The 21,030-nt window shown below is 72.1% G+C and carries 19 protein-coding genes; 15 read left to right on the top strand and 4 right to left on the bottom strand.

The features are described 5' to 3' along the window. The first annotated feature begins 67 nt into the window (after positions 1 to 67). The 4 genes from hutU to hutI are packed head-to-tail and all read left to right on the top strand — an operon-like array spanning position 68 to position 5,476. Positions 68 to 1,732 carry a urocanate hydratase gene (gene hutU, locus ACWC2T_RS32815; RefSeq protein ID WP_450673972.1) on the top strand — a complete coding sequence of 555 codons (1,665 nt, stop codon included), beginning with the start codon at positions 68 to 70 and terminating at the stop codon, positions 1,730 to 1,732. Then, a complete protein-coding gene (locus tag ACWC2T_RS32820; RefSeq protein ID WP_450673973.1) occupies positions 1,729 to 2,946 on the top strand; it encodes an allantoate amidohydrolase in 1,218 nt (405 codons plus the stop codon). The genes hutU and ACWC2T_RS32820 overlap by 4 nt, the downstream gene beginning before the upstream one ends. Beyond that, the gene (locus ACWC2T_RS32825) at positions 2,937 to 4,280 is read left to right on the top strand and encodes a formimidoylglutamate deiminase (protein ID WP_450673996.1); all 1,344 of its coding nucleotides are present in this window, start codon (positions 2,937 to 2,939) and stop codon (positions 4,278 to 4,280) included. Before ACWC2T_RS32820 ends, ACWC2T_RS32825 begins: the two co-directional genes overlap by 10 nt. A gap of 20 nt (positions 4,281 to 4,300) precedes the next feature. Next, positions 4,301 to 5,476, top strand: coding sequence for an imidazolonepropionase (gene hutI / locus ACWC2T_RS32830; RefSeq protein WP_450673974.1), 1,176 nt, complete (start codon positions 4,301 to 4,303; stop codon positions 5,474 to 5,476). A gap of 30 nt (positions 5,477 to 5,506) precedes the next feature. Here the strand turns inward: hutI and ACWC2T_RS32835 are convergent, their stop codons facing one another. Both ACWC2T_RS32835 and ACWC2T_RS32840 read right to left on the bottom strand, forming a co-directional pair. After that, positions 5,507 to 7,054 (bottom strand): RICIN domain-containing protein, encoded by a 1,548-nt coding sequence (locus ACWC2T_RS32835; RefSeq protein WP_450673997.1) that lies wholly within the window; start codon positions 7,052 to 7,054, stop codon positions 5,507 to 5,509. A gap of 367 nt (positions 7,055 to 7,421) precedes the next feature. Next, entirely contained in the window at positions 7,422 to 8,318 is an 897-nt protein-coding gene (locus ACWC2T_RS32840; protein WP_351205869.1) for an RNA polymerase sigma factor SigF, read from the bottom strand. A gap of 245 nt (positions 8,319 to 8,563) precedes the next feature. Between ACWC2T_RS32840 and ACWC2T_RS32845 the strand changes: the two genes are divergently transcribed. The 7 genes from ACWC2T_RS32845 to ACWC2T_RS32875 all read left to right on the top strand — a co-directional run bounded on the left by ACWC2T_RS32845 (position 8,564) and on the right by ACWC2T_RS32875 (position 14,477). After that, positions 8,564 to 8,941 carry an STAS domain-containing protein gene (locus ACWC2T_RS32845; RefSeq protein ID WP_450673975.1) on the top strand — a complete coding sequence of 126 codons (378 nt, stop codon included), beginning with the start codon at positions 8,564 to 8,566 and terminating at the stop codon, positions 8,939 to 8,941. 304 nt (positions 8,942 to 9,245) lie between these two features. Next, entirely contained in the window at positions 9,246 to 9,815 is a 570-nt protein-coding gene (locus ACWC2T_RS32850; RefSeq protein ID WP_450673976.1) for an ATP-binding protein, read from the top strand. Between the two features lie 17 nt (positions 9,816 to 9,832). Then, positions 9,833 to 10,051 (top strand): hypothetical protein, encoded by a 219-nt coding sequence (locus ACWC2T_RS32855; protein WP_450673977.1) that lies wholly within the window; start codon positions 9,833 to 9,835, stop codon positions 10,049 to 10,051. A gap of 163 nt (positions 10,052 to 10,214) precedes the next feature. Continuing rightward, on the top strand, positions 10,215 to 10,898 hold the full coding sequence (locus tag ACWC2T_RS32860) for an LPXTG cell wall anchor domain-containing protein (protein ID WP_450673978.1): 684 nt from the start codon (positions 10,215 to 10,217) through the stop codon (positions 10,896 to 10,898). A 230-nt stretch (positions 10,899 to 11,128) separates the two neighbouring features. Next, positions 11,129 to 12,097 carry a hypothetical protein gene (locus ACWC2T_RS32865; protein WP_450673979.1) on the top strand — a complete coding sequence of 323 codons (969 nt, stop codon included), beginning with the start codon at positions 11,129 to 11,131 and terminating at the stop codon, positions 12,095 to 12,097. Continuing rightward, positions 12,094 to 13,191 carry a hypothetical protein gene (locus ACWC2T_RS32870; RefSeq protein WP_450673980.1) on the top strand — a complete coding sequence of 366 codons (1,098 nt, stop codon included), beginning with the start codon at positions 12,094 to 12,096 and terminating at the stop codon, positions 13,189 to 13,191. The genes ACWC2T_RS32865 and ACWC2T_RS32870 overlap by 4 nt, the downstream gene beginning before the upstream one ends. Then, positions 13,188 to 14,477 (top strand): hypothetical protein, encoded by a 1,290-nt coding sequence (locus ACWC2T_RS32875; RefSeq protein ID WP_450673981.1) that lies wholly within the window; start codon positions 13,188 to 13,190, stop codon positions 14,475 to 14,477. Before ACWC2T_RS32870 ends, ACWC2T_RS32875 begins: the two co-directional genes overlap by 4 nt. 161 nt (positions 14,478 to 14,638) lie before the next feature. Here the strand turns inward: ACWC2T_RS32875 and ACWC2T_RS32880 are convergent, their stop codons facing one another. Further along, entirely contained in the window at positions 14,639 to 16,144 is a 1,506-nt protein-coding gene (locus tag ACWC2T_RS32880; protein WP_450673982.1) for a peptide MFS transporter, read from the bottom strand. A 506-nt stretch (positions 16,145 to 16,650) separates the two neighbouring features. On the opposite strand from ACWC2T_RS32880, the gene ACWC2T_RS32885 reads away from it, so the two are divergent. Next, positions 16,651 to 17,328 (top strand): response regulator transcription factor, encoded by a 678-nt coding sequence (locus ACWC2T_RS32885; protein WP_020940464.1) that lies wholly within the window; start codon positions 16,651 to 16,653, stop codon positions 17,326 to 17,328. A 55-nt stretch (positions 17,329 to 17,383) separates the two neighbouring features. Beyond that, positions 17,384 to 18,655 (top strand): ATP-binding protein, encoded by a 1,272-nt coding sequence (locus ACWC2T_RS32890; protein ID WP_450673983.1) that lies wholly within the window; start codon positions 17,384 to 17,386, stop codon positions 18,653 to 18,655. Between the two features lie 30 nt (positions 18,656 to 18,685). Here ACWC2T_RS32890 and ACWC2T_RS32895 read toward each other — a convergent pair whose 3' ends face one another. Then, complete coding sequence (locus tag ACWC2T_RS32895; RefSeq protein WP_450673984.1) at positions 18,686 to 19,186, bottom strand: GtrA family protein; 501 nt, start codon at positions 19,184 to 19,186, stop codon at positions 18,686 to 18,688. Positions 19,187 to 19,368: 182 nt separating this feature from the next. On the opposite strand from ACWC2T_RS32895, the gene ACWC2T_RS32900 reads away from it, so the two are divergent. Continuing rightward, entirely contained in the window at positions 19,369 to 20,508 is a 1,140-nt protein-coding gene (locus ACWC2T_RS32900) for a 5-(carboxyamino)imidazole ribonucleotide synthase (RefSeq protein ID WP_450673985.1), read from the top strand. Then, positions 20,505 to 21,026: a 5-(carboxyamino)imidazole ribonucleotide mutase gene (gene purE, locus ACWC2T_RS32905; RefSeq protein WP_079048792.1), complete on the top strand. Its 522-nt coding sequence runs from the start codon at positions 20,505 to 20,507 to the stop codon at positions 21,024 to 21,026. Before ACWC2T_RS32900 ends, purE begins: the two co-directional genes overlap by 4 nt. Positions 21,027 to 21,030: the final 4 nt, after the last annotated feature.

The raw sequence follows: 21,030 nt of genomic DNA on the forward strand, positions 1-21,030 counted from the left end.
ATGTATTGACTAGTTCTATTCAGAACGACAGGATGTGAATAGAGATAGCAACAGGAGGAGGCAGACGATGTCGGGACCCCGCCCCGTACGAGCACCGCGCGGCACGGAACTGAGTGCCCTGGGATGGCAGCAGGAGGCCGCCCTGCGCATGCTGCAGAACAACCTCGACCCGGAGGTCGCGGAGCACCCCGACAAGCTCGTCGTCTACGGCGGCACCGGCAAGGCCGCCCGTGACTGGCGCTCCTTCGACGCCATGGTCCGCACCCTGAAGACCCTCAAGCAGGACGAGACCATGCTGGTCCAGTCCGGCCGCCCGGTCGGCGTGATGCAGACCCACGAGTGGGCCCCGCGCGTCCTCATCGCCAACTCCAACCTGGTCGGCGACTGGGCCAACTGGGAGGAGTTCCGCCGTCTGGAGGCCCTCGGCCTGACCATGTACGGCCAGATGACCGCCGGCTCCTGGATCTACATCGGCACCCAGGGCATCCTCCAGGGCACCTACGAGACCTTCGCCGCCGTCGCCGCGAAGAAGTTTGGCGGCACCCTCGCCGGGACCATCACCCTCACCGCCGGCCTCGGCGGCATGGGCGGCGCCCAGCCCCTCGCCGTGACGATGAACGACGGTGTCGCCATCTGCATCGACTGCGACCCGCGCGCCATCGAGCGCCGCATCGAGCACCGCTACCTGGACGTCAGGGCCGACTCCCTCGACCACGCCCTCCAGCTGGCCGTCGAGGCCCGCGACGCCCGCCGCCCGCTGTCGATCGGCGTCCTCGGCAACGCGGCCGATCTGGTCCCGCAGCTGCTCGCGATGAACGCCCCCATCGACATCGTCACCGACCAGACCTCCGCCCACGACCCGCTGTCGTACCTGCCGGTGGGCGTGGCCTTCGAGGACATGGCCGCCGAGGCGGCCAAGGACCCGGCGGGCTTCACCACCCGCGCACGGGAGTCCATGGCCCGGCACGTGGAGGCCATGGTCGGCTTCATGGACGCCGGCACCGAGGTCTTCGACTACGGCAACTCCATCCGTGGCGAGGCCCAACTGGCGGGCTACGACCGGGCGTTCGCCTTCCCCGGCTTCGTCCCCGCCTACATCCGCCCGCTGTTCTGCGAGGGCAAGGGCCCCTTCCGCTGGGCGGCCCTGTCCGGCGACCCCGCCGACATCGCCAAGACCGACAAGGCGATCCTGGAGCTGTTCCCGGAGAACGAGTCCCTGGCCCGCTGGATCAAGATGGCCGGCGAGCGCGTCCACTTCCAGGGGCTGCCCGCGCGCATCTGCTGGCTCGGCTACGGCGAGCGCGACAAGGCCGGCGAGCGCTTCAACGACATGGTGGCCTCGGGCGAGCTGGCGGCTCCGCTGGCGATCGGCCGCGACCACCTGGACTGCGGGTCGGTGGCCTCGCCGTACCGCGAGACCGAGGCCATGCTCGACGGGTCCGACGCGATCGCCGACTGGCCGCTGCTGAACGCCATGGTGAACGTGGCCTCCGGTGCGTCGTGGGTCTCCATCCACCACGGTGGCGGCGTGGGCATGGGGCGCTCCATCCACGCAGGCCAGGTGACGGTGGCCGACGGTACGAAGCTGGGTGGCGAGAAGATCCGGCGCGTGCTCACCAACGATCCGGGCATGGGCGTCATCCGGCACGTGGACGCCGGGTACGACATCGCGGAGTCGGTCGCGCAGGAGCGCGGTGTCCGGGTGCCCATGCGCGAGGGTGACGGCGCGTGAGTTTCCACAGCATGTGGGCGGAGCTGTTGCCGATCGGCCGCAGCTCCGCCTCCGGCGGCTACCGGCGCTATGCCTGGACCGGTGCCGATGTCGACTGCCGGGCCTGGTTCAAGGAGCAGGCGGAAGCTCGCGGGCTGACGTACGAGGTGGACCGGAACGGCAACCAGTGGGCCTGGCTCGGTGACCCCGCCGCCGGGGACGCCGTCGTCACCGGATCCCACCTGGACTCCGTGCCCGACGGCGGTGCCTTCGACGGGCCTCTCGGCGTGGTGTCCTCCTTCGCGGCCCTCGACGAGCTGCGGAGCAGGAACGCGCGGTTCGCGAAGCCCCTGGCCATCGTCAACTTCGGGGACGAGGAAGGGGCCCGGTTCGGGCTCGCCTGTGTCGGGTCGCGGCTCACCGCCGGGCAGCTGACCGTCGAGCAGGCCCACCGGCTCACCGACGCCGACGGCGTCAGCCTCCCGCAGGCCATGGAGGCCGCCGGGTACGACCCCGAGGGCATCGGGGCCGACCCGGAGCGGCTGGGCCGGATCGGCGCCTTCGTCGAGCTGCACGTCGAGCAGGGACGGGCCCTGGACCTCTCCGGGGACCAGGTCGGCATCGCCAGTGCCATCTGGCCGCACGGCCGCTGGCGGTTCGACTTCCGGGGCGAGGCCAACCACGCCGGCACCACCCGGCTGGTCGACCGCCGCGACCCGATGCTGTCCTACGCCGAGACCGTGCTCGCCGCCCGCCGCGAGGCCGAACTCGCCGGTGCCGTCGCCACCTTCGGGAAGATCGCGGTGGAGCCCAACGGGGTCAACGCGATTCCCTCCCTCGTGCGCGGCTGGCTCGACTCCCGCGCCGCCGACCAGGACACCCTGGACACGGTGGTCGGCGGTATCGAGAAGGCGGCCCGGGAGTACGCGGACGCCCACGGCATCGATCTCGACGTCGTCCGGGAGTCCTTCACGCCCGTCGTGGAGTTCGACCACGCCCTGCGCGACGAACTCGGCCGCATCCTCGGCAAGGACACCGGCCTGACGGTGCCCGTCCTCGGGACCGGGGCCGGACACGACGCCGGAATCCTCTCCGGCAGCATTCCGACCGCCATGCTGTTCGTGCGCAACCCCACCGGTGTCTCGCACTCACCGGCCGAGTCCGCCGCCGAGGACGACTGCGTGGCCGGGGTGCGCGCGCTCGCCGACGTACTGGAAGGGCTGGCCTGCAGGTGACCGAGCGGACCTACTGGTTGGAGCACGCCTGGCTCGGCCGATGCGTCGAGCCGGGGGTCGTCGTCGAGACCGGGGGTGGGCGGATCGGTGCCGTGCGCACCGGGGCGCCCACCCCGCCGCCCGGCGCCGAGGTGCTGCGCGGGCTCACCCTGCCGGGGCTCGCCAACGCCCACAGCCACGCCTTCCACCGGGCGCTGCGCGGCACCGTCCAGGTCGGCTCCGGCACCTTCTGGACCTGGCGCGAGGTGATGTACTCCGTCGCCGACCACCTGACCCCGGACACCTACCACGCCCTGGCGCGCGCGGTGTACGCCGAGATGGCCCTGGCCGGCATCACCTGCGTCGGCGAGTTCCACTACGTCCACCACGCCCCCGGCGGCACCCCCTACGCCGACCCCAACGCCATGGGCGAGGCGCTGATCGCGGCCGCCGCCGACGCCGGTATCCGCATCACCCTCCTCGACACCGCCTACCTCTCCTCCGGCTTCGGACAGGCGCCCAACACCCACCAGCTGCGGTTCTCCGACGGCAGCGCGGAGGCCTGGGCCGAACGCTGTGCAGTTCTCAAGGAGCGGGACCACGCGCGGATCGGGGCGGCGATTCACTCCGTACGGGCCGTGCCGGCCGGTCAGTTGGCGACCGTGGCAGGGTGGGCCCAGCAGCGGCGGGCCCCGCTGCATGTGCACCTGTCGGAGCAGACCGCCGAGAACGACGCCTGCCTCGCCGCGCACGGCTGCACGCCCACCCGGCTGCTCGCCGACCACGGCGTCCTCGGCCGGCACACCACCGGTGTGCACAACACCCACCTCACCGAGGAGGACATCGCCCTGCTCGGCGGCTCCGGCACCGGCACCTGTATGTGCCCGACCACCGAGCGCGACCTGGCCGACGGCATCGGCCCGGCCGTCACCCTGCAGCGGGCCGGCTCCCCGCTCTCTCTCGGCTCCGACAGCCACGCCGTCATCGACCTGCTCGAAGAGGCGCGCGCCATGGAGCTGAACGAGCGGCTGCGCACCCGCACCCGGGGACACTGGACGGCGGACGCCCTGCTGCGGGCCGCCACCGCCGACGGCCACGCCGCCCTCGGCTGGGAGGAGGCCGGCACCCTCGAACCCGGCGCCCTCGCCGACTTCACGACGATCGCCCTGGACTCGGTCAGGACAGCGGGCCCGCTGCCCCGGCTGGGCGCCGAGACGGCCGTATTCGCCGCGACGGCAGCGGACGTACGGCATACGGTCGTCGGCGGCCGGCATGTCGTACGCGACGGGGCGCACACGCTCGTACCCGACGTGCCGCAGGCCCTCGCGCGGGCAGTCGAAGCCCTTCGCTCCTGACCACCACCCACGAGGACACCATGAGCAGCAGCACCGTCATCACCAACATCGCCACGCTGGTCACCAATGACCCCTCCCTCGGTGACGGCTCCCCCCTCGGTCTGATCCAGGACGCGGCCGTCGTCATCGACGGCGACCACGTCGCGTGGACCGGTGAATCCAGCAAAGCACCCGCCACTGACAACCGGGTCGACGCGGGCGGCCGGGCGGTGCTGCCGGGCTTCGTGGACTCCCACTCCCACCTGGTCTTCGCCGGAGACCGCACGCAGGAGTTCAACGCCCGTATGTCCGGCCGCTCCTACACGGCGGGCGGCATCCGCACCACGGTCGCGGCCACCCGTGCGGCGAGCGACGCGGAACTGGAGGCCAACCTCACCCACTACCTCGCCGAGGCCCTCCGCCAGGGCACCACCACCTTCGAGACGAAGTCGGGCTACGGCCTCACCGTCGAGGACGAGTCCCGCGCCCTGCGCCTCGCGGCGAAGCACACCGACGAGGTGACGTACCTCGGCGCACACATCGTCTCCCCGGACTACGCCGACGACCCGGCCGCGTATGTCGCCCTGGTCACCGGCGAGATGCTGGACGCCTGCGCGCCGCACGCCCGCTGGATCGACGTGTTCTGCGAGAAGGGCGCCTTCGACGGCGACCAGGCCCGCGCGATCCTCACCGCGGGCAGGGCGAAGGGCCTGCACCCCCGCATCCACGCCAACCAGCTCTCCTACGGCCCCGGCGTCCAGCTGGCCGTCGAACTGGACGCGGCCAGCGCCGACCACTGCACCCACCTCACGGACGCGGACGTCGACGCGCTCGCCAACAGCCGTACGGTGGCCACCCTCCTCCCCGGCGCCGAGTTCTCCACCCGCGCCGAGTGGCCGAACGCCCGCCGCCTGCTGGACGCGGGGGTCACGGTCGCCCTCTCCACCGACTGCAACCCGGGCTCGTCCTTCACCTCCTCCGTCCCCTTCTGCATCGCCCTGGCCGTCCGCGACATGCGGATGACCCCGGACGAGGCGGTCTGGTCGGCCACGGCGGGCGGCGCGGCGGCCCTGCGCCGCACCGACATCGGCCGCCTCACCCCCGGCGCCCGAGCCGACCTCACCCTCCTGGACGCCCCCAGCCACGTCCACCTCGCCTACCGCCCGGGCGTACCCCTGGTCAGCGGGGTGTGGCGGCGCGGCGTACGGGTGGTCTGAGCGGGGACCGCGCAGGAGCGGCGGCCCGCCTCAGCGCGCCCCCGCCCCCCACCGCTGCTCCCGTCCGCCGTCCAGGGGCTGCAGGGAGACGCCGTAGCGGCCGTCGGGGGTGACCGCGGTCTCGATGGCGATGTCCGGGCGGATCGTGCCGTCGGGGTCGATGGTGAAGCGGAGGTTGTCGCCGTTGTCGCCGTAGACGGAGTCGCACGTCCAGATGCCCAGGCCGCGGTCGGTCGAGCCGCGGCTGTCCAGGCAGAAGGTGTCGTCGGCGCCGGAGCGCAGGACGCCCAGGTAGGTGTCGAACCTCCAGCGCTGGGTGTCGGAGGAGGAGCAGGGGGCCGTGATGACGTCGTTGCCCTGCGACAGGTCGCCGTCGCGGATGTCCAGGCAGCGGCCCGTCGCCAGGTTCACCACCTGGGCGAAGGAGGTGCCGGGCGGTGCGAACGAGGGTGTCGGCGCGGCAGTGGGCTTTTGGGTGTGCGGCGGGTGCGTGGTCGGGGGGCTCGGGCTCGGCGTGGCCGAAGTCGGCCCGGGGGACGGGGACTTCGTGGGGGAGGGCGACGGCGACGGGGTGACGGAGACCGTCGCCGTCACCGTCACCGGTGGCGGCGTGGGCGTCGCGGCCGTCGGCTGCTGGTCGTCGGGGTGTGCCGGGGTGAGGGCGAACACCAGGAGCGGGGTCAGGGCCACGCCCAGGGCCGCCGATGCCAGCAGGATGCGGCGCCCGGGCGGCCAGGACGACGGACGTACGGCGGCAGGGCGGGCGGCGGCCGGGGCATCGTCGGCGCGCAGGTACGCCGTTCCGCTCCACGGCAGCAGGCCCTCGGCCAGGGTCTGCCGGGGCGTGTCCCGCAGGGCCCGCAGGTCCTCGAACGCGGCCGTGCAGTGCGGGCAGCGGGCCATGTGGGCGTCCAGGTCGGCGCTGTGGCGCGGGCCGTCCGGCCGTACCGCCTCCTCGATCAGCCGGCGGAAGTCGGCGCAGTGCGGGTCCTCGGAGGCGGCGAGCCGCTCGCGGAGGCAGGCCTGGGCCAGGGCCTTGAGGGCCTGCGGGGTGCCGTAGGCCACGTCGACGCCGCTGAGGCCGAGGAAGGCGGCGGTCCGCTGCTGCGGCTCCGCCTCCAGCACGCCGTACCAGATCAGGCCCTGGGTACGGGAGGGCAGCGAACGGAACGCCGGGAGCAGGGGCGGGGTGGGGCCCTCGGGCAGTCCGGACGCGTTCAGGACCAGCAGCAGTCCCGGGTCGACGCCGGCGGAGCGCTCGTCGCGCGCCCAGCCGGCCGCGAGCCGAGCGGTGAGCAGCAGCAGCCGGTGGCGCAGCGGGACGGCCGGGTCGACGCCCCGGGCCGTCTCCCGGGCCGCCGTGGTGAACACCTCCGTCGCCAGCCGGCGCGCGGCGGACTCGCCCGCGGCGCACAGCCGGGCGTAGGCCAGGACCGCCGGGTGGTGCCGGCGGCGCAGTTCCTGCAGGGCGGGGTACGCCGTCGCCGTGGGGGAGCGGAGCAGTTCGGTCAGCCGGGCGTCCGGTGCGTCCTCGTACTCCCCGCCCGTCCCGGAGACGCCCGCCCCGGTTCCGCCCATGCCGGTTTCGCCCGCCCCGGTTCCGCCCGTGCCGGCCCCGTCCCCCTCAGCCATGTGTCCAGCCTCCTCGCACCACCGGGGCACCGCGCCGTTGCGGCCCCGGGTCTCACATACCGGCCAGTAGCCAGTTCGGGGGGCCATAGTGGTCGAGGAGAAGGCCCGGGAAAAGGGGTTTCCCCGGGTAACCGCATAACGGTTGGGACCGTGGGGCCAGTTGGGTGCAGGGACGGTCAAGATGCGGGAATGGCGGGCGGATTCGCGGATACCCGTGCGAACCGGAGGGGTGGGTTAGGCGGCGGAGACCCCGCAGCGGCCCGGCACCGTCGGCCGGGCCACTGCGCAGGCGTCACCGCAGCGGACGCGGAGGTCACTCCTCGATCGTCAGCCCCTTGCGCAGCCGCACCAGCGTGCGCGCCAGCAGGCGGGACACGTGCATCTGGGAGATGCCGAGTTCCTCGCCGATCTCCGACTGGGTCATGTTCGCCACGAACCGCAGCGAGAGGATCTTCCGGTCCCGGGACGGGAGCTCGGCGATCAGGGGCTTGAGGGACTCCACGTACTCGATGCCCTCCAGCCCGTGGTCCTCGTACCCGATGCGGTCCGCGAGCGCGCCCTCGGTCTCGTCCTCCTCGGGCTGGGCGTCCAGCGAGGAGGCGGTGTACGCGTTCGAGGCGGCCATGCCCTCCACGACCTCGTCGTTGGAGATGCCGAGCTTCTCGGCCAGCTCCGGGACGGTCGGTGCCCGGTCCAGCCGCTGGGCCAGCTCGTCCCCGGCCTTGGCCAGGTCCAGGCGCAGCTCCTGCAGCCGGCGCGGAACGCGCACGGACCACGAGGTGTCGCGGAAGAACCGCTTGATCTCGCCGATGATGGTCGGCATCGCGAAGGTGGGGAATTCGACGCCGCGGGAGAGTTCGAAGCGGTCGATCGCCTTGATCAGGCCGATGGTGCCGACCTGGATGATGTCCTCCATCGGCTCGCTGCGGGAGCGGAAACGGGAGGCGGCGAACTTCACGAGCGCGAGGTTGAGCTCGACGAGGGTGTTGCGGACGTACGAGTACTCGTGCGTCCCTTCCTCCAGCGACTCCAGGCGCTCGAAGAGGGTCTTGGACAGGGCCCGCGCGTCGACCGGGCCGATCTCGTCGTACGGGGGGATCTCCGGGAGTCCCTCGAAGGCGTCGAGGGCGTCGATGGGATGATCCAGTTGTTCCGGTGGGGGTGTCGACGTCGCGATCGGGGTATGCGATGCGTCGAGCCGGGGTGACATGGGTGTCCTCCATCGTTCTCGGCATATGGCTGCCGAAGCCGGTGCGTGCACTGCGGTGTGCGGCGCCTCCAAAGCCACGTGTAGGTGTAGGTGTCCTACTAGCCCTACCCGGTCCACCGCGCCGATCGCAAGTGCGTTCTGTTGTGGTATGTCCGACTCTGTGAGGTTCTTCGGGTGCCGGAGTGTGCTGGGAGGGCGTAATGTTCGAGAGCAGTCAGCGTCCACGACCTCGGGAGAGAGACGGCATGGACCACGGGACGGTCGGCAGCGCACAGTCGGGCCGGCTTCTGGTGGAGGTGCGGGAAGAGGGCTCCAGCGCCGTTGTGACACCGGCGGGTGAGCTCGATCACCACACCGCCGATCTGCTGCGTGAGCCCCTCGACGACCTCCTGGCCAAGGGCTTCTCGCGCCTCGTCGTGGACTGCGCGCGCCTGGAGTTCTGCGACTCCACGGGCCTGAACGTGCTGCTCGGTGCCCGACTGAAGGCCGAGGCCGCCGGCGGCGGGGTCCATCTGGCGGGGATGCGGCCGGTGGTCGCCCGGGTCTTCGAGATCACCGGGGCCGGGGCGGTCTTCACCGTGCACGACTCCGTGGAGGCCGCCCTGGTCGACGGCGCCGACTGAGTCCGCCCCCGCCCTCCCGCGTGCCGCCGGCCGCGGACGCCCGCGGCCGGTGCGCCGAAATCAGGGGTGTTGTGCCGGATCGGCCGGGCAGGAGAGGGCAGGAGAAGGCGGGGCAGCCCCTGACGACCGCCGGCCCCGGACCGCCCCGGGACCGGCGCAACGACCGGACGGGACGTACGTGCGACGGACGGGCGAGCAGGACACCCCCGCGCCGACAGCGGGCGGACGACGTACGGACCGGCCGGCACGGAGCAGTGCCGGCCCTTTGAATCGTGAACTGGTGAATCGGTGAGGTGAAGCGCTGATGAGCACCACCCGGCCTTGCTCGCCGGGCGACCGCGGCCCGGAGCCCAGCGGCGCTTCCGGGGCGTCCGAGGAGGGTGCGCCGACGGCAGGCGCGCCCACGGGGGCAGCCGCGCCGTCCGTGCCGCCCGGGTCCGCCGGCGGCACTCAGGGCACCGGCGGGCCGCAGGTCCGCAGGATCGGCCTGCAGGGCGAGAGCGGGGTCGTCCCGCTCGCCCGCGACTTCACCCGCCAGGCGCTGTACGCATGGGGCTGGCTGCCCGCCGCCGGCGCCGACCAGCGGGCCGCCGCCGAGGACGTGCTGCTCGTCGTCTCCGAACTGGTCACCAACGCCTGCCTGCACGCCGAGGGCCCCGAGGAACTGCTCCTGGCCTGCGACAACAAGGTGATCCGGATCGAGGTCTCCGACCGCGGCACCGGCCAGCCGGCCCCGCGCACCCCGCACCGCGCCGGCCGCCCCGGCGGCCACGGCATGTTCATCGTGCAGCGGCTGTGCCTGGACTGGGGCGTCGTCCGCGCCGCGGGCCGCCCGGGCAAGACGGTGTGGGCGGAGCTGGGCGCCCCGGCGTAGCGCAGCGGGCCACTTCGGTGTGCGCCGGGTACGGCACCGCCTGCTACCGGGTCACCCGGCCCGCCGCCGGGGACACCAGTGCCGCCCCGGCCAGGACCTACGACGTCGAGGTCTGGCTGCCCGGCGTCGGCACCTACGCCGAGGTCAGCTCGGTGTCGAACGCCCGTGACTACCAGGCCCGGCGCGGCGGCATCCGGTGCCGCCCGGCCGGGGGAGGCAGGGCGGCGTACCCGTGAGGCCCGGCCCACCCTCCACTCCAGCAACGCGTCGCACACGCCGGATCGTCACAACTCCGGCGTGTGATGCGTCTTCCCTCCTCGCGACGCCGGGCGTACCTTGACGGCCGAATCTGATACGTCGTCAGGAAATGTCGTCGCAAGGGATTGGGGTGGACCGATCGTGTCGTACCCGAAACGAACCGCCGCGCTCGCGTCCGCCGCGGCCCTGGCCGGCTCGGCGGTGCTGCTGTGCGCGCCGGCCGCCCACGCCGACGTGGTCGACGTCGACTACCGCTGTCAGACCCCGATCGGCGTCAAGAGCGCCGTCTCGCCCATCGACATCACGGGCGTCAGGAGCGGCAGCGGCTACAAGATCACCATGTCCTGGCAGAAGGGCGTGTCCTCCAGCCCCGTCGAACTGGGCAAGGGTGCGATGACGCCGAGCGCGAGCATCGAGCTGGGCGGCGCCGACAGCGGCACGCTGCCGGTCAGCGGGCCCGCCAACGCGGCCGCGATCCCCGCCAACACCCCGATCAAGATCAGCGACCTGACCGGCACCTACACGCCGAAGAAGACCGGCAAGGTCACCTTCACGCCGGGCACGCTCGTCATCAAGGCACTCGGCACGACGACGACCTGCACGCCGACCAACAGCCCCAAGCCGGGGCTCACGCTGGACGTGACGGCGGCAGGCGGCTCGTCGCAGGCCTCGTCCTCCGGCGGCTCCTCCTCCGGAGGAACGCTTCCCCAGACCGGCCCGGAGGACTCCGTCATCGCCCTCGGCACCCTCGGCGGCACGGTGGTCCTCACCGGCGCGGCGGGCGCCCTCTGGCTGACCCGCCGAAACCAGCCGTACCGCCGCTGACCCGCGCCGACCCGCGCCGGCGACGGCCGAACCCCGGTCCGGCCGTCGAGGCAGAACCGCTGCCGAGCTCCAGGCCGACTGCCGAAGCCGAGCCACGACCGAAGCCGAGCCACGACCGAAGCCGAGCCACGACCGAAGCCGAGCCACGACCGAAGCCGAGCCACGACCGAAGCCGAGCCACCACCGAAGCCGCGCCCCGCCGAACCCCAGGCCGACCGCCGGAGCCGCCCATGCCGTCCGCAGCCCGCACCCCGACCCGCCGTCGGTGCCCGCCCCGGACCCACGCATCGCTTCCGGCCCGCGCCGCCCTGCCCGCGGCCCTGTGCCTGTGCGCCGTGCTGGGCGCCGCGCCCGGGGCCTGGGCCGCGTCCGCGCAGTGGTCCGTCGCGCCCGCGGGTGGCGGTCGTCCGTCCTTCTATGCCGAGGGCCCGCCGGGGACGGTCCTGCAGGACACCGTCGCCGTCACCAATCCCGGGCGGGCGCCGGTCGTCGTACGGCTGTCCGGAACCGGTCTGCGCACGGTCTTCGCCCAGAGCGCCGGGAACGGGATACGCGTCCCGGCCCGGACCCGGGCCGAGGTGCCCTTCACGGTGACCGTGCCGTCGGGGGCCGCGCCCGGCGACCGCTCCGGTGCCGTCGTCGCGCGCGACACGCGGGGGCGTACGGCGAGGGTCCCGATCCGGCTGCGCGTCGGTGGCCCGGCGCTCGCCGCGCTGACCGTCGAGCACCTCGCCGTACACGCCGACCGCATCACGTACGAGCTGGTCAACCGGGGTACGACCGTCCTCGTGCCGAGGCTCGCGGTGCGCGCCGACGGCGTCCTGGGCCGGGTCCTGGACCGTGCGCCGCGCACCCTGCGGGTCCGGATGCGCCCCGGCGCCCGCGTGCGGCTCACCGAACCCTGGCCCGACCGGCCCGCGCTGGACGCGGTCGACGTACGGCTGACGGTCACGGCCCCGGGCGGAGCCCACGACACGGCGACCGCCTCGGCCCGGTTCGTGCCGTGGCCGACGGTGGCGGCCACGGGCGGCGCGCTGCTGCTGGGGACGGGCGCGCTGCTCGCCGTACGGCGGCGTCGGCGCCGTACGCCCGACGGCGGCCGGGCGACCGGCGTTCCGGCGGCCGGCGGAGTGCAGGGCGCTGTGGGCGCCGAAGTCCCTTCTGCGGGCGGTGCATTGACGGAAGGCGCGGTGAAGTGAGCGGACGGGTACGGAATCTGCGGTCGGCGGCGACGGCGTTGGCGGCGGTGCTCGCGCTGCTGCTCGTGCCGCTCGGCGGCCCGGCGGGCGCGGTGGGCGGGCCGGTCGTGACGTTGTCGGCGACGCAGGCCGGTGCCGGCGGTTCCGTCACCGTCAGCGGCAGCGGCTGGAGGTCGCACACGTTGCTGATGCTGCTCGTGTGCGGGCGGGCCACACCGGCCCGAGGGGTCATCGGCGGCACCAACTCCTGCGCCAACGGCGACGGCCGGGCCGTGACCACCGATGCGCAGGGTGCCTTCAGCCGGGGACTCCCGGTCGCCGAACCACCCGTGCCCTGCCCCTGCGTGGTGCACGTGGCCACGGTCACCGGCGCCGCTGCGGAGGCGGACGCCGTCCTCCAGGTCGCCGGGCATCCGGTCGCCCCCCTGCCCGCGGCACCGTCCGACGGCCGTCTGTCCGTCCTGTCCGACGTCCGGCTGACCGGTGCCGGCGGCCTGCTGACCTGGTTCGGCGCCCCGCCGAGCCGCACCCTCGTCCTCACCGTCGGCAACACCGGCACCGGCGCGATCAAGGACCCCGTCTTCCAGGTCGGCAGCGCGCACGGCGTCTTCGCCCCGCAGTGGGACGACCAGCAGTGGCACGGCACCCTCGCGCCGGGCGGGAAGGCCGAGGTCAGGCTGCCGGTCGAGCTGTCCGCCGGGGCGCACGGCGACTACACCGTCTCCCTGAAGTACGACGGCAGGGTGCTGGCCGAACAGCCGTGGGGCGTGGACCGCCCCTGGGGCGTGACGCTGTTCTGGATCCTGCTCGGCCTGGTGGTGCCCGCCGCACTGTTCCGCATCGGCATGGCCGTCGTGGACCGGGTACGGCCGCGCCGCCCGGGTGCCGCCCGCCTCACCCGCACCCTGCGCCTGCCCCGCCTGCCCCGCCTGCCCCGCACCGGCGGCCGCGGCACCGAACCGCCCCCCACGAACCCGACCCTGCCGTGGTTCGCCCCGGACTCCGTCCCGGGCGACCCGGCCGGCCGGCTCTCCGCACCGCATCCCGACAGCCCGACGAGTCCCACGACTCCCACCACGAAAGGACCGACGTGAGCATCCGAAGGAGAGGTACGGCCGCGGGCGCCGCGCTGGCGCTGAGCGGTGCGGGCGTCCTGCTGGGGCTCGCCGCGAGCCCCGCGCAGGCGGCCGAGGTGTCGTACGCCACCCACTGCGTGCCGCCCGCGGGCATCAGCCCGATCGACGGCACCACGAAGGTCGACATCACGGCCCCGGCCACGGCGAAGGTCGGCGACACGGTGGACGTCGTGTGGAAGTTCGTCCAGGCCGCGTCCAAGAACCCCGACATCATCGACCTGCCCGCGAACTCGGTCCAGCCGTCCGGCGTGCTGAAGGCGGCCGGGGCGCAGGTCGCCGACATCGCGATGCAGGGAACCCGCACGAACCCCGCGATTCCCAAGGGCGCCGCCATGGTGCTGTCCGACATGAAGGGCAGCATCAAGCTGACGACGGCCGGCGAGGTGACGCTGACGCCCGACGCGTACACCGTCAACGCGATGTCGACGGACACCAAGTGCACGCCCAAGGAGACCGTGCAGAAGGCGGCGACCATCCAGGTGACGGGTGGGGGCGGCGGGGGCACCGGCACGCCGACGCAGTCGACGACACCGACCCAGACACCGACCCAGTCCAGTACTCCCACCCAGACGGCCAGTCCCACGGCGACCTCGTCCGGCGGCAGCGGGCAGACCGACTTCACCGGCAAGGAGGTGCAGATCCCCTACGCCTGCAAGACCCCGATCGGCGACAAGAACGCGACCTCGCCGGTGCAGATCAACGCGAAGAAGAACGGCGGGAACTTCGACCTCACCGTGCAGTTCAAGAAGTCCGTGATGAACAGCCCCGCCGACATCCCGAAGGGTTCCGTGAAGCCGTCGATGGAGGTGGTGCTGGGCGGCGCCGACAAGGGCACGGTGCATGTGGAGGGGCCGGTGAACGCCAAGGACATCAAGTCCGGCGACCCGATCGAGATCCCCGACCTCACCGGCACCTACAAGCCCGGCGCGAGCGGCACCTCGACGCTGTCCCCGGGCGTCCTCACGGTCAAGGCGCTCGGTACGACCACGACGTGCACACCGACGAAGACGCAGGTCTCGCTGACCCTGGACACCAGCGGGCAGCCGGGCGGCGCGGCCGGAGGCACGTCCACCTCCGGCGGCTCGGCGAGCGGCGGCAGCACCGGCGGCAGCGGCTCCGGAGGCCTCGCCCAGACCGGCGCCGACGACCACGGTGCCCTCAAGGCCCTCGGCCTGGTGGCGGGCACGGCGATCCTGCTCGGCGGCGCGGTGTTCACGTTCATGCCGGGACGAAGGACGCGATAGCCGACCAGGGGCGCGGGGAACTGCGCGACAAGCCACGACGGACCTCCGGCCGTGCACCGGGATCGGCCCCGACGGCGCTTGGCCATGCCCCGGCACACCAAGAGGGCCACCACATCCCGAGGATGCGGTGGCCCTCCGTCGGCCGAGCCCAGCGGCAGCGACTAGTGGACGTCGCCCATGAGCTCGTTGACCTTCCTGCGGTACATCCACACCGCGCCACCGGCGAGCACGGCGAGCACGGCCTCCAGGGCGACGAAGCCCATCTTGTCGAGGTTGACCCCGCCGACGGCCGGGTTCGACATCAGCGCGGTGATCGAGTCACCGGCGGTGACCGCGAGGAACCAGACGCCCATCATCTGCGAGGCGTACTTCTTCGGCGCCATCTTCGTCGTCACCGACAGACCCACCGGCGACAGCGTCAGCTCACCGACGGTCTGCACGAAGTAGATCGCGACCAGCCACATCGCCGCGGCCTTGTGACCGCCCTCGGCGATCGACAGCGGGGCGAGGAAGAGGAAGAAGGACGCGCCGATCAGCACCAGGCCGGAGGCGAACTTCACGATCGTGCTCGGCTCCTTGCCGCGGCGGTTCAGCCAGAGCCACGCCCAGGCGAAGACCGGGGCCAGCGCCATGATCATGACCGGGTTGACCGACTGGTACCAGGAGACCGGGAACGTCCAGCCGGCGATCGAGTTCTTGGCCGAGCTGTCCGCGAACAGCGACAGGGTCGAACCACCCTGGTCGTAGATCATCCAGAAGACGGCGGCGGCGGCGAAGAACCAGATGTACGCGCGCACCTTCGACTTCTCGCCCGAGTCCAGGTCCTTGTCGCGCAGCATGCGGGCGATGACCAGGATCGGCACGATCAGGCCGATGACCGTGAGCGGGATCAGCGCCCAGTTCAGGGTGAAGTGGCCGGTGCCGCCGACGACGCCGTAGAAGACCGCGGCGATGGCCAGCCAGGTCAGGCCCTTGCGCAGGGTCGCGGACTTCTGCTCGGCCGTCAGCGGGGTCGGGACCTCGCTGCTCTTCGGGCTCAGGTGGCGGCCGCCGAGCAGGTACTGGGCCAGACCCAGCGCCATGCCGAGCGCGGCCAGCGCGAAGCCGAGGTGCCAGTTGACGTTCTCACCGACGGTGCCGATGACCAGCGGGGCGGCGAACGCACCGAGGTTGATGCCGATGTAGAAGAGGGTGAAGCCACCGTCGCGGCGCGCGTCGTCCGGGCCCTTGTAGAGGTGGCCGACCATCGTGGAGATGTTGGCCTTCAGCAGACCCGAGCCGATGGCGACGAGGCCCAGGCCGACGAAGAAGCTCGCGGCCACGGGCAGCGCGAGGCACAGGTGGCCGAGCATGATGATCAGACCCGAGACGGCGACCGTCTTGCGGGGTCCGAGCACACGGTCGGCGAACCAGCCGCCGGGCAGGGCGAGCAGGTACACGAGCGACACGTACACGGAGTAGATCGCGGTCGCCGTGCCCGCGCTCATGTGCAGCCCGCCCGGGGCCACCAGGTACAGCGGGAGCAGAGCCCTCATGCCGTAGTAGGAGAAACGCTCCCACATCTCGGTCATGAAGAGAGTGGCCAGGCCGCGGGGGTGGCCGAAGAAGGTCTTCTCGGACCCGGGGGTGCCCGGGCGGACCGAGTCCTTCGTCAGGCTGGACGCCATGGTCGTTCCTTGCTGGTCGGGACGCGCTTTTCGAGCGTTGCGCGCCCGGTGGGGGAGCGGCCGGCACCGGCACGGTCGGTCGTCCGCCCCCAACGCCCGAGGGGAGTCCGCGTCCGGGTCTCGGCAGCGGTGGACGGCGACCACCGGGATCCACGCCCCGTCGCGCGTCGATGCGCTGCGGAGCCCGGCCAGAGGTCATTCCTTTCGAGGCCGACCAAGGTGATCTTGGTCAACCCGCACACAAAAGAGACCTTCAGCGTCGTCTGCCCGCCAAAGGTCCCCGGTGTACTACAGGCGTTCAGGTCACTGTAAGGCAGGACAGTGCCCGATAAGGAAGGACTTGAGACGCGGATCACAGGTGTCGCAGGAACCGCAGGACCGGAATCGAAGGTCTCTCCCACGATCGCATCCCCAGAGCCATGGTTCGTACCAGTGGCGCCACAAGGTAAGAGTTCCTGGAAGCGATCACACCCCAGCACCGCACGCGGGCGGTCTACCATCACCTCATGACCCGTGTACTGCTCGCCGAGGACGACGCGTCCATCTCGGAGCCGCTGGCCCGTGCCCTGCGCCGGGAAGGTTACGAGGTCGAGGTGCGCGAGGACGGACCCACCGCGCTCGACGCCGGGATGCAGGGCGGCGTCGACCTGGTCGTACTGGATCTGGGCCTGCCGGGTATGGACGGCCTGGAGGTCGCCCGCCGGCTGCGGGCCGACGGCCACACCGTGCCGATCCTCATTCTGACCGCGCGGGCCGACGAGGTGGACACCGTCGTCGGCCTGGACGCGGGCGCCGACGACTACGTCACCAAGCCCTTCCGGCTCGCCGAACTGCTCGCCCGGGTACGGGCCCTGCTGCGGCGCGGTGCCGCCGAGCCGCAGCAGCCGCCGGCCACGCACGGGGTACGGATCGACGTCGAGTCGCACCGGGCGTGGATGGGCGACGAGGAACTCCAGCTCACCGCCAAGGAGTTCGACCTGCTGCGGGTGCTGGTGCGGGACGCCGGCCGGGTCGTCACGCGCGACCAGCTGATGCGCGAGGTCTGGGACACCACGTGGTGGTCCTCCACCAAGACCCTCGACATGCACATCTCCTGGCTGCGCAAGAAGCTCGGCGACGACGCGGCGAACCCCCGCTACATCGCCACGGTGCGTGGAGTGGGCTTCCGCTTCGAGAAGAGCTGAGCCCCTCCCCGGGGACCGCTCCCCGGGACCCAGCGATCACCTCAGGTAACGGAACATGCGTCGACGTCTCATCCAGTCCACCCTCGCCGTCGTCCTCGTGGTGATCGCCGTCTTCGGCATCTCCCTGGTGATCGTCGAGACGCGGACGATCAGCAACAGCGCCCAGGAGCGGGTGGACTCCGAGGCCATCCGGCTGGCCAGCATCGTGGACAGCAGGATCCTCGCCGCGGAGAACGTCAACGCGGACGTGCTGCGCAATCCGGTCAGCAAGGACCAGTACGCGGTCATCCGCATGCCCGGGCGGGCGCCGATAGAGATCGGCACCAAGCCGCGGGGCGATGTCATCCACGCCACCCAGCAGGGCGAGGAGGGCGAGAGCGTCACGGTGCAGGAGCCGCGCTCCGCGGTGACCCGCGAGGTCGGCCGGACCCTGCTGGTCATCGGGCTGGTGGCGCTGCTCGCGGTGGTCGCGGCCGTGCTGCTCGCCGTACGGCAGGCCAACCGGCTCACCTCCCCGCTGACCGACCTCGCGGAGACCGCCGAGCGGCTCGGCTCCGGCGACCCCCGCCCGCGGCACAAGCGGTACGGCGTCCCCGAGCTGGACCGGGTCGCCGATGTGCTGGACTCCTCCGCCGAGCGGATCGGGCGCATGCTGACGGCCGAGCGGCGCCTGGCCGCCGACGCCTCCCACCAGCTGCGCACCCCGCTGACCGCGCTGTCCATGCGGCTGGAGGAGATCACCCTCACGGACGACCCGGACATCGTGAAGGAAGAGGCGAACGTCGCGCTCACCCAGGTGGAGCGGCTGACGGACGTGGTGGAACGCCTGCTGACGAACTCCCGCGACCCCCGCACCGGCTCCGCCGTCACCTTCGACCTGGACGAGGTCATCCAGCAGCAGCTCGCCGAGTGGCGGCCCGCCTACCGCAGCGCCGGCCGGGCCATCGTCAGCTCCGGCAAGCGGCATCTGCAGGCCGTCGGCACGCCGGGGGCGGTCGCCCAGGTGCTGGCGGCGCTGATCGAGAACTCGCTGATGCATGGCGGCGGCACGGTCGCCCTGCGCACCCGGGTCACCGGCAACCAGGCTGTGGTCGAGGTCACCGACGAGGGGCCCGGGGTGCCCGCCGACCTCGGCGCGCGGATCTTCGAGCGGACGATCAGCGGGCGGAACTCCACGGGGATCGGCCTGGCCGTCGCCCGCGACCTGGCGGAGGCCGACGGGGGACGGCTGGAGTTGCTCCAGGCCCAGCCGCCGGTGTTCGGGCTGTTCCTCTCGCGCACGCCGCCGGCCCGCAAGCCGGAGGAGGACCGGCCGACCGTGCGCTGAACCGGGTTACGGAACCCGCTAGGGGCTGGGTTACGGAACCCGCTGGGACTTCGGCTCCGGGTGCGGCCGCTTCGACTCGGCCACCAGGATCGACTCCGCCTCCTTGGCCGGCTGCACGCGGAACACCCAGGTGCGGTACGACCAGAAGCGGAACAGCGTCGCGACGCCGATGCCGACGAACTTGAAGACGTTGCTCTGCAGCGGGCTGTCCCAGCCGAACCCGTAGGTCGCCGCGTAGAGCACGCCGTTCTCGATCACCAGGCCGATCGCGCTGAAGAAGAGGAAGAGCGTGAGTTCCTTGGTACGGCCGCCCCTGTCGCGGTCCCGGTACGTCCAGTAGCGGAACCCGACGTAGTTGAAGGCGATGGCGACCACGGTCGCGATGATGCTGGCGCGTACCACCGGCAGGTCGGAGACGTGCCGGACGAGGTTGAAGACGCCGAGGTTCACAAAGATGCCCGCGACGCCGACGGTGCCGAACTTGGCCACCTCGCGTACGAGCCGTTGCAGCCCCGAGGAACGAGGTTCCATGGCTGTGCAGCTCCCGTCGGTAGGTTTCGTCAGCCACGCCATGCTATCCGGGTGAACCCGCCGTCGCCTGTGCACAAGACCAAGACCGGGAAACAGATCGGAAAGAGGGCGGAAAGTGACTGGTAAGAGATCACGCGAGGGACGCGATCCGGTCGCCCCGGCGTGGCCGATACGCTAGGGGTGTGACGTTCCCGGTAGTCGGCATGGTCGGCGGGGGGCAGCTCGCGCGTATGACGCACGAGGCGGGCATCCCGTTGGGCATCAGGTTCAAGCTTCTCAGTGACACCCCTCAGGATTCCGCGGCGCAGGTCGTGAGCGATGTCGTCATCGGCGACTACCGCGATCTGGACACGCTGCGCGAGTTCGCGCGCGGTTGCGATGTGATCACCTTCGATCACGAACATGTACCCACCGAGCACCTCAGGGCCCTGGAGGCGGACGGCATCCCCGTGCGTCCGGGGCCCGACGCGCTGGTGCACGCCCAGGACAAGGGTGTGATGCGCGCGAAGCTCGACCTGATCGGCATCCCGTGCCCGCGGCACCGGATCGTCACCGATCCGGAGGACGTGGTCCGGTTCGCGGCGGAGGGGGACGGCTTCCCGGTCGTCCTGAAGACCGTGCGCGGCGGCTACGACGGCAAGGGCGTGTGGGTCGTGGAGTCCGCCGAGGAGGCCATGGACCCGTTCCGGGCGGGCGTCCCGGTGCTCGCCGAGGAGAAGGTCGACTACGTCCGCGAGCTCGCCGCCAACGTCGTACGCTCCCCGCACGGCCAGGCCGTCGCCTACCCGGTGGTGGAATCGCAGCAGGTGGGCGGCGTGTGCGACACCGTCATAGCCCCGGCCCCCGACCTGGACGAGGCCCTGGCGCTCAAGGCCGAGCAGATGGCGCTGACCATCGCCAAGGAACTCGGCGTCGTCGGCCACCTCGCGGTCGAGCTGTTCCAGACCCGCGACGGCCGCATCCTCGTCAACGAGCTGGCGATGCGCCCGCACAACTCGGGCCACTGGTCCCAGGACGGCGCGATCACCTCGCAGTTCGCCAACCACGTCCGCGCGGTCCTCGACCTCCCGCTCGGCGACCCCCGCCCGCGCGCCAGGTGGACGGTGATGGTCAACGTGCTGGGCGGCGACTACCCGGACATGTACTCCGCGTACCTGCACTGCATGGCCCGCGACCCCAAGCTCAAGATCCACATGTACGGCAAGGACGTGAAGCCCGGCCGCAAGGTCGGGCACGTCAACACCTACGGCGACGACCTGGACGACGTGCTGGAGCGCGCCCGTCACGCAGCCGGCTACTTGAGAGGCACGATCACCGAATGAGCCCTGTTGTTGGCATCGTCATGGGGTCGGACTCCGACTGGCCCGTCATGGAGGCCGCCGCCAAGGCCCTGGACGAGTTCGAGATCGCCTACGAGGTCGACGTCGTCTCCGCGCACCGCATGCCGCGCGAGATGATCACCTACGGCGAGCAGGCCGCCGACCGCGGCCTGAAGGTGATCATCGCCGGTGCGGGCGGCGCCGCCCACCTGCCCGGCATGCTCGCCTCGGTCACCCCGCTGCCGGTCATCGGCGTCCCGGTCCCGCTGAAGTACCTCGACGGCATGGACTCGCTGCTGTCCATCGTGCAGATGCCGGCCGGCGTGCCCGTCGCCACGGTCTCCGTCGCCGGTGCCCGCAACGCCGGTCTCCTCGCGGCCCGCATCCTCGCCGCGCACGACGAGGACCTGCTGCACAAGATGCGCGACTTCCAGCAGGACCTGAACGACCAGGCCACCGAGAAGGGCAAGCGGCTGCGCTCCAAGGTCGAGGGGTCGAGCGGCTTCGGCTTCGGGAAGTAACAGG

The organism is Streptomyces sp. NPDC001393 (assembly GCF_053597455.1).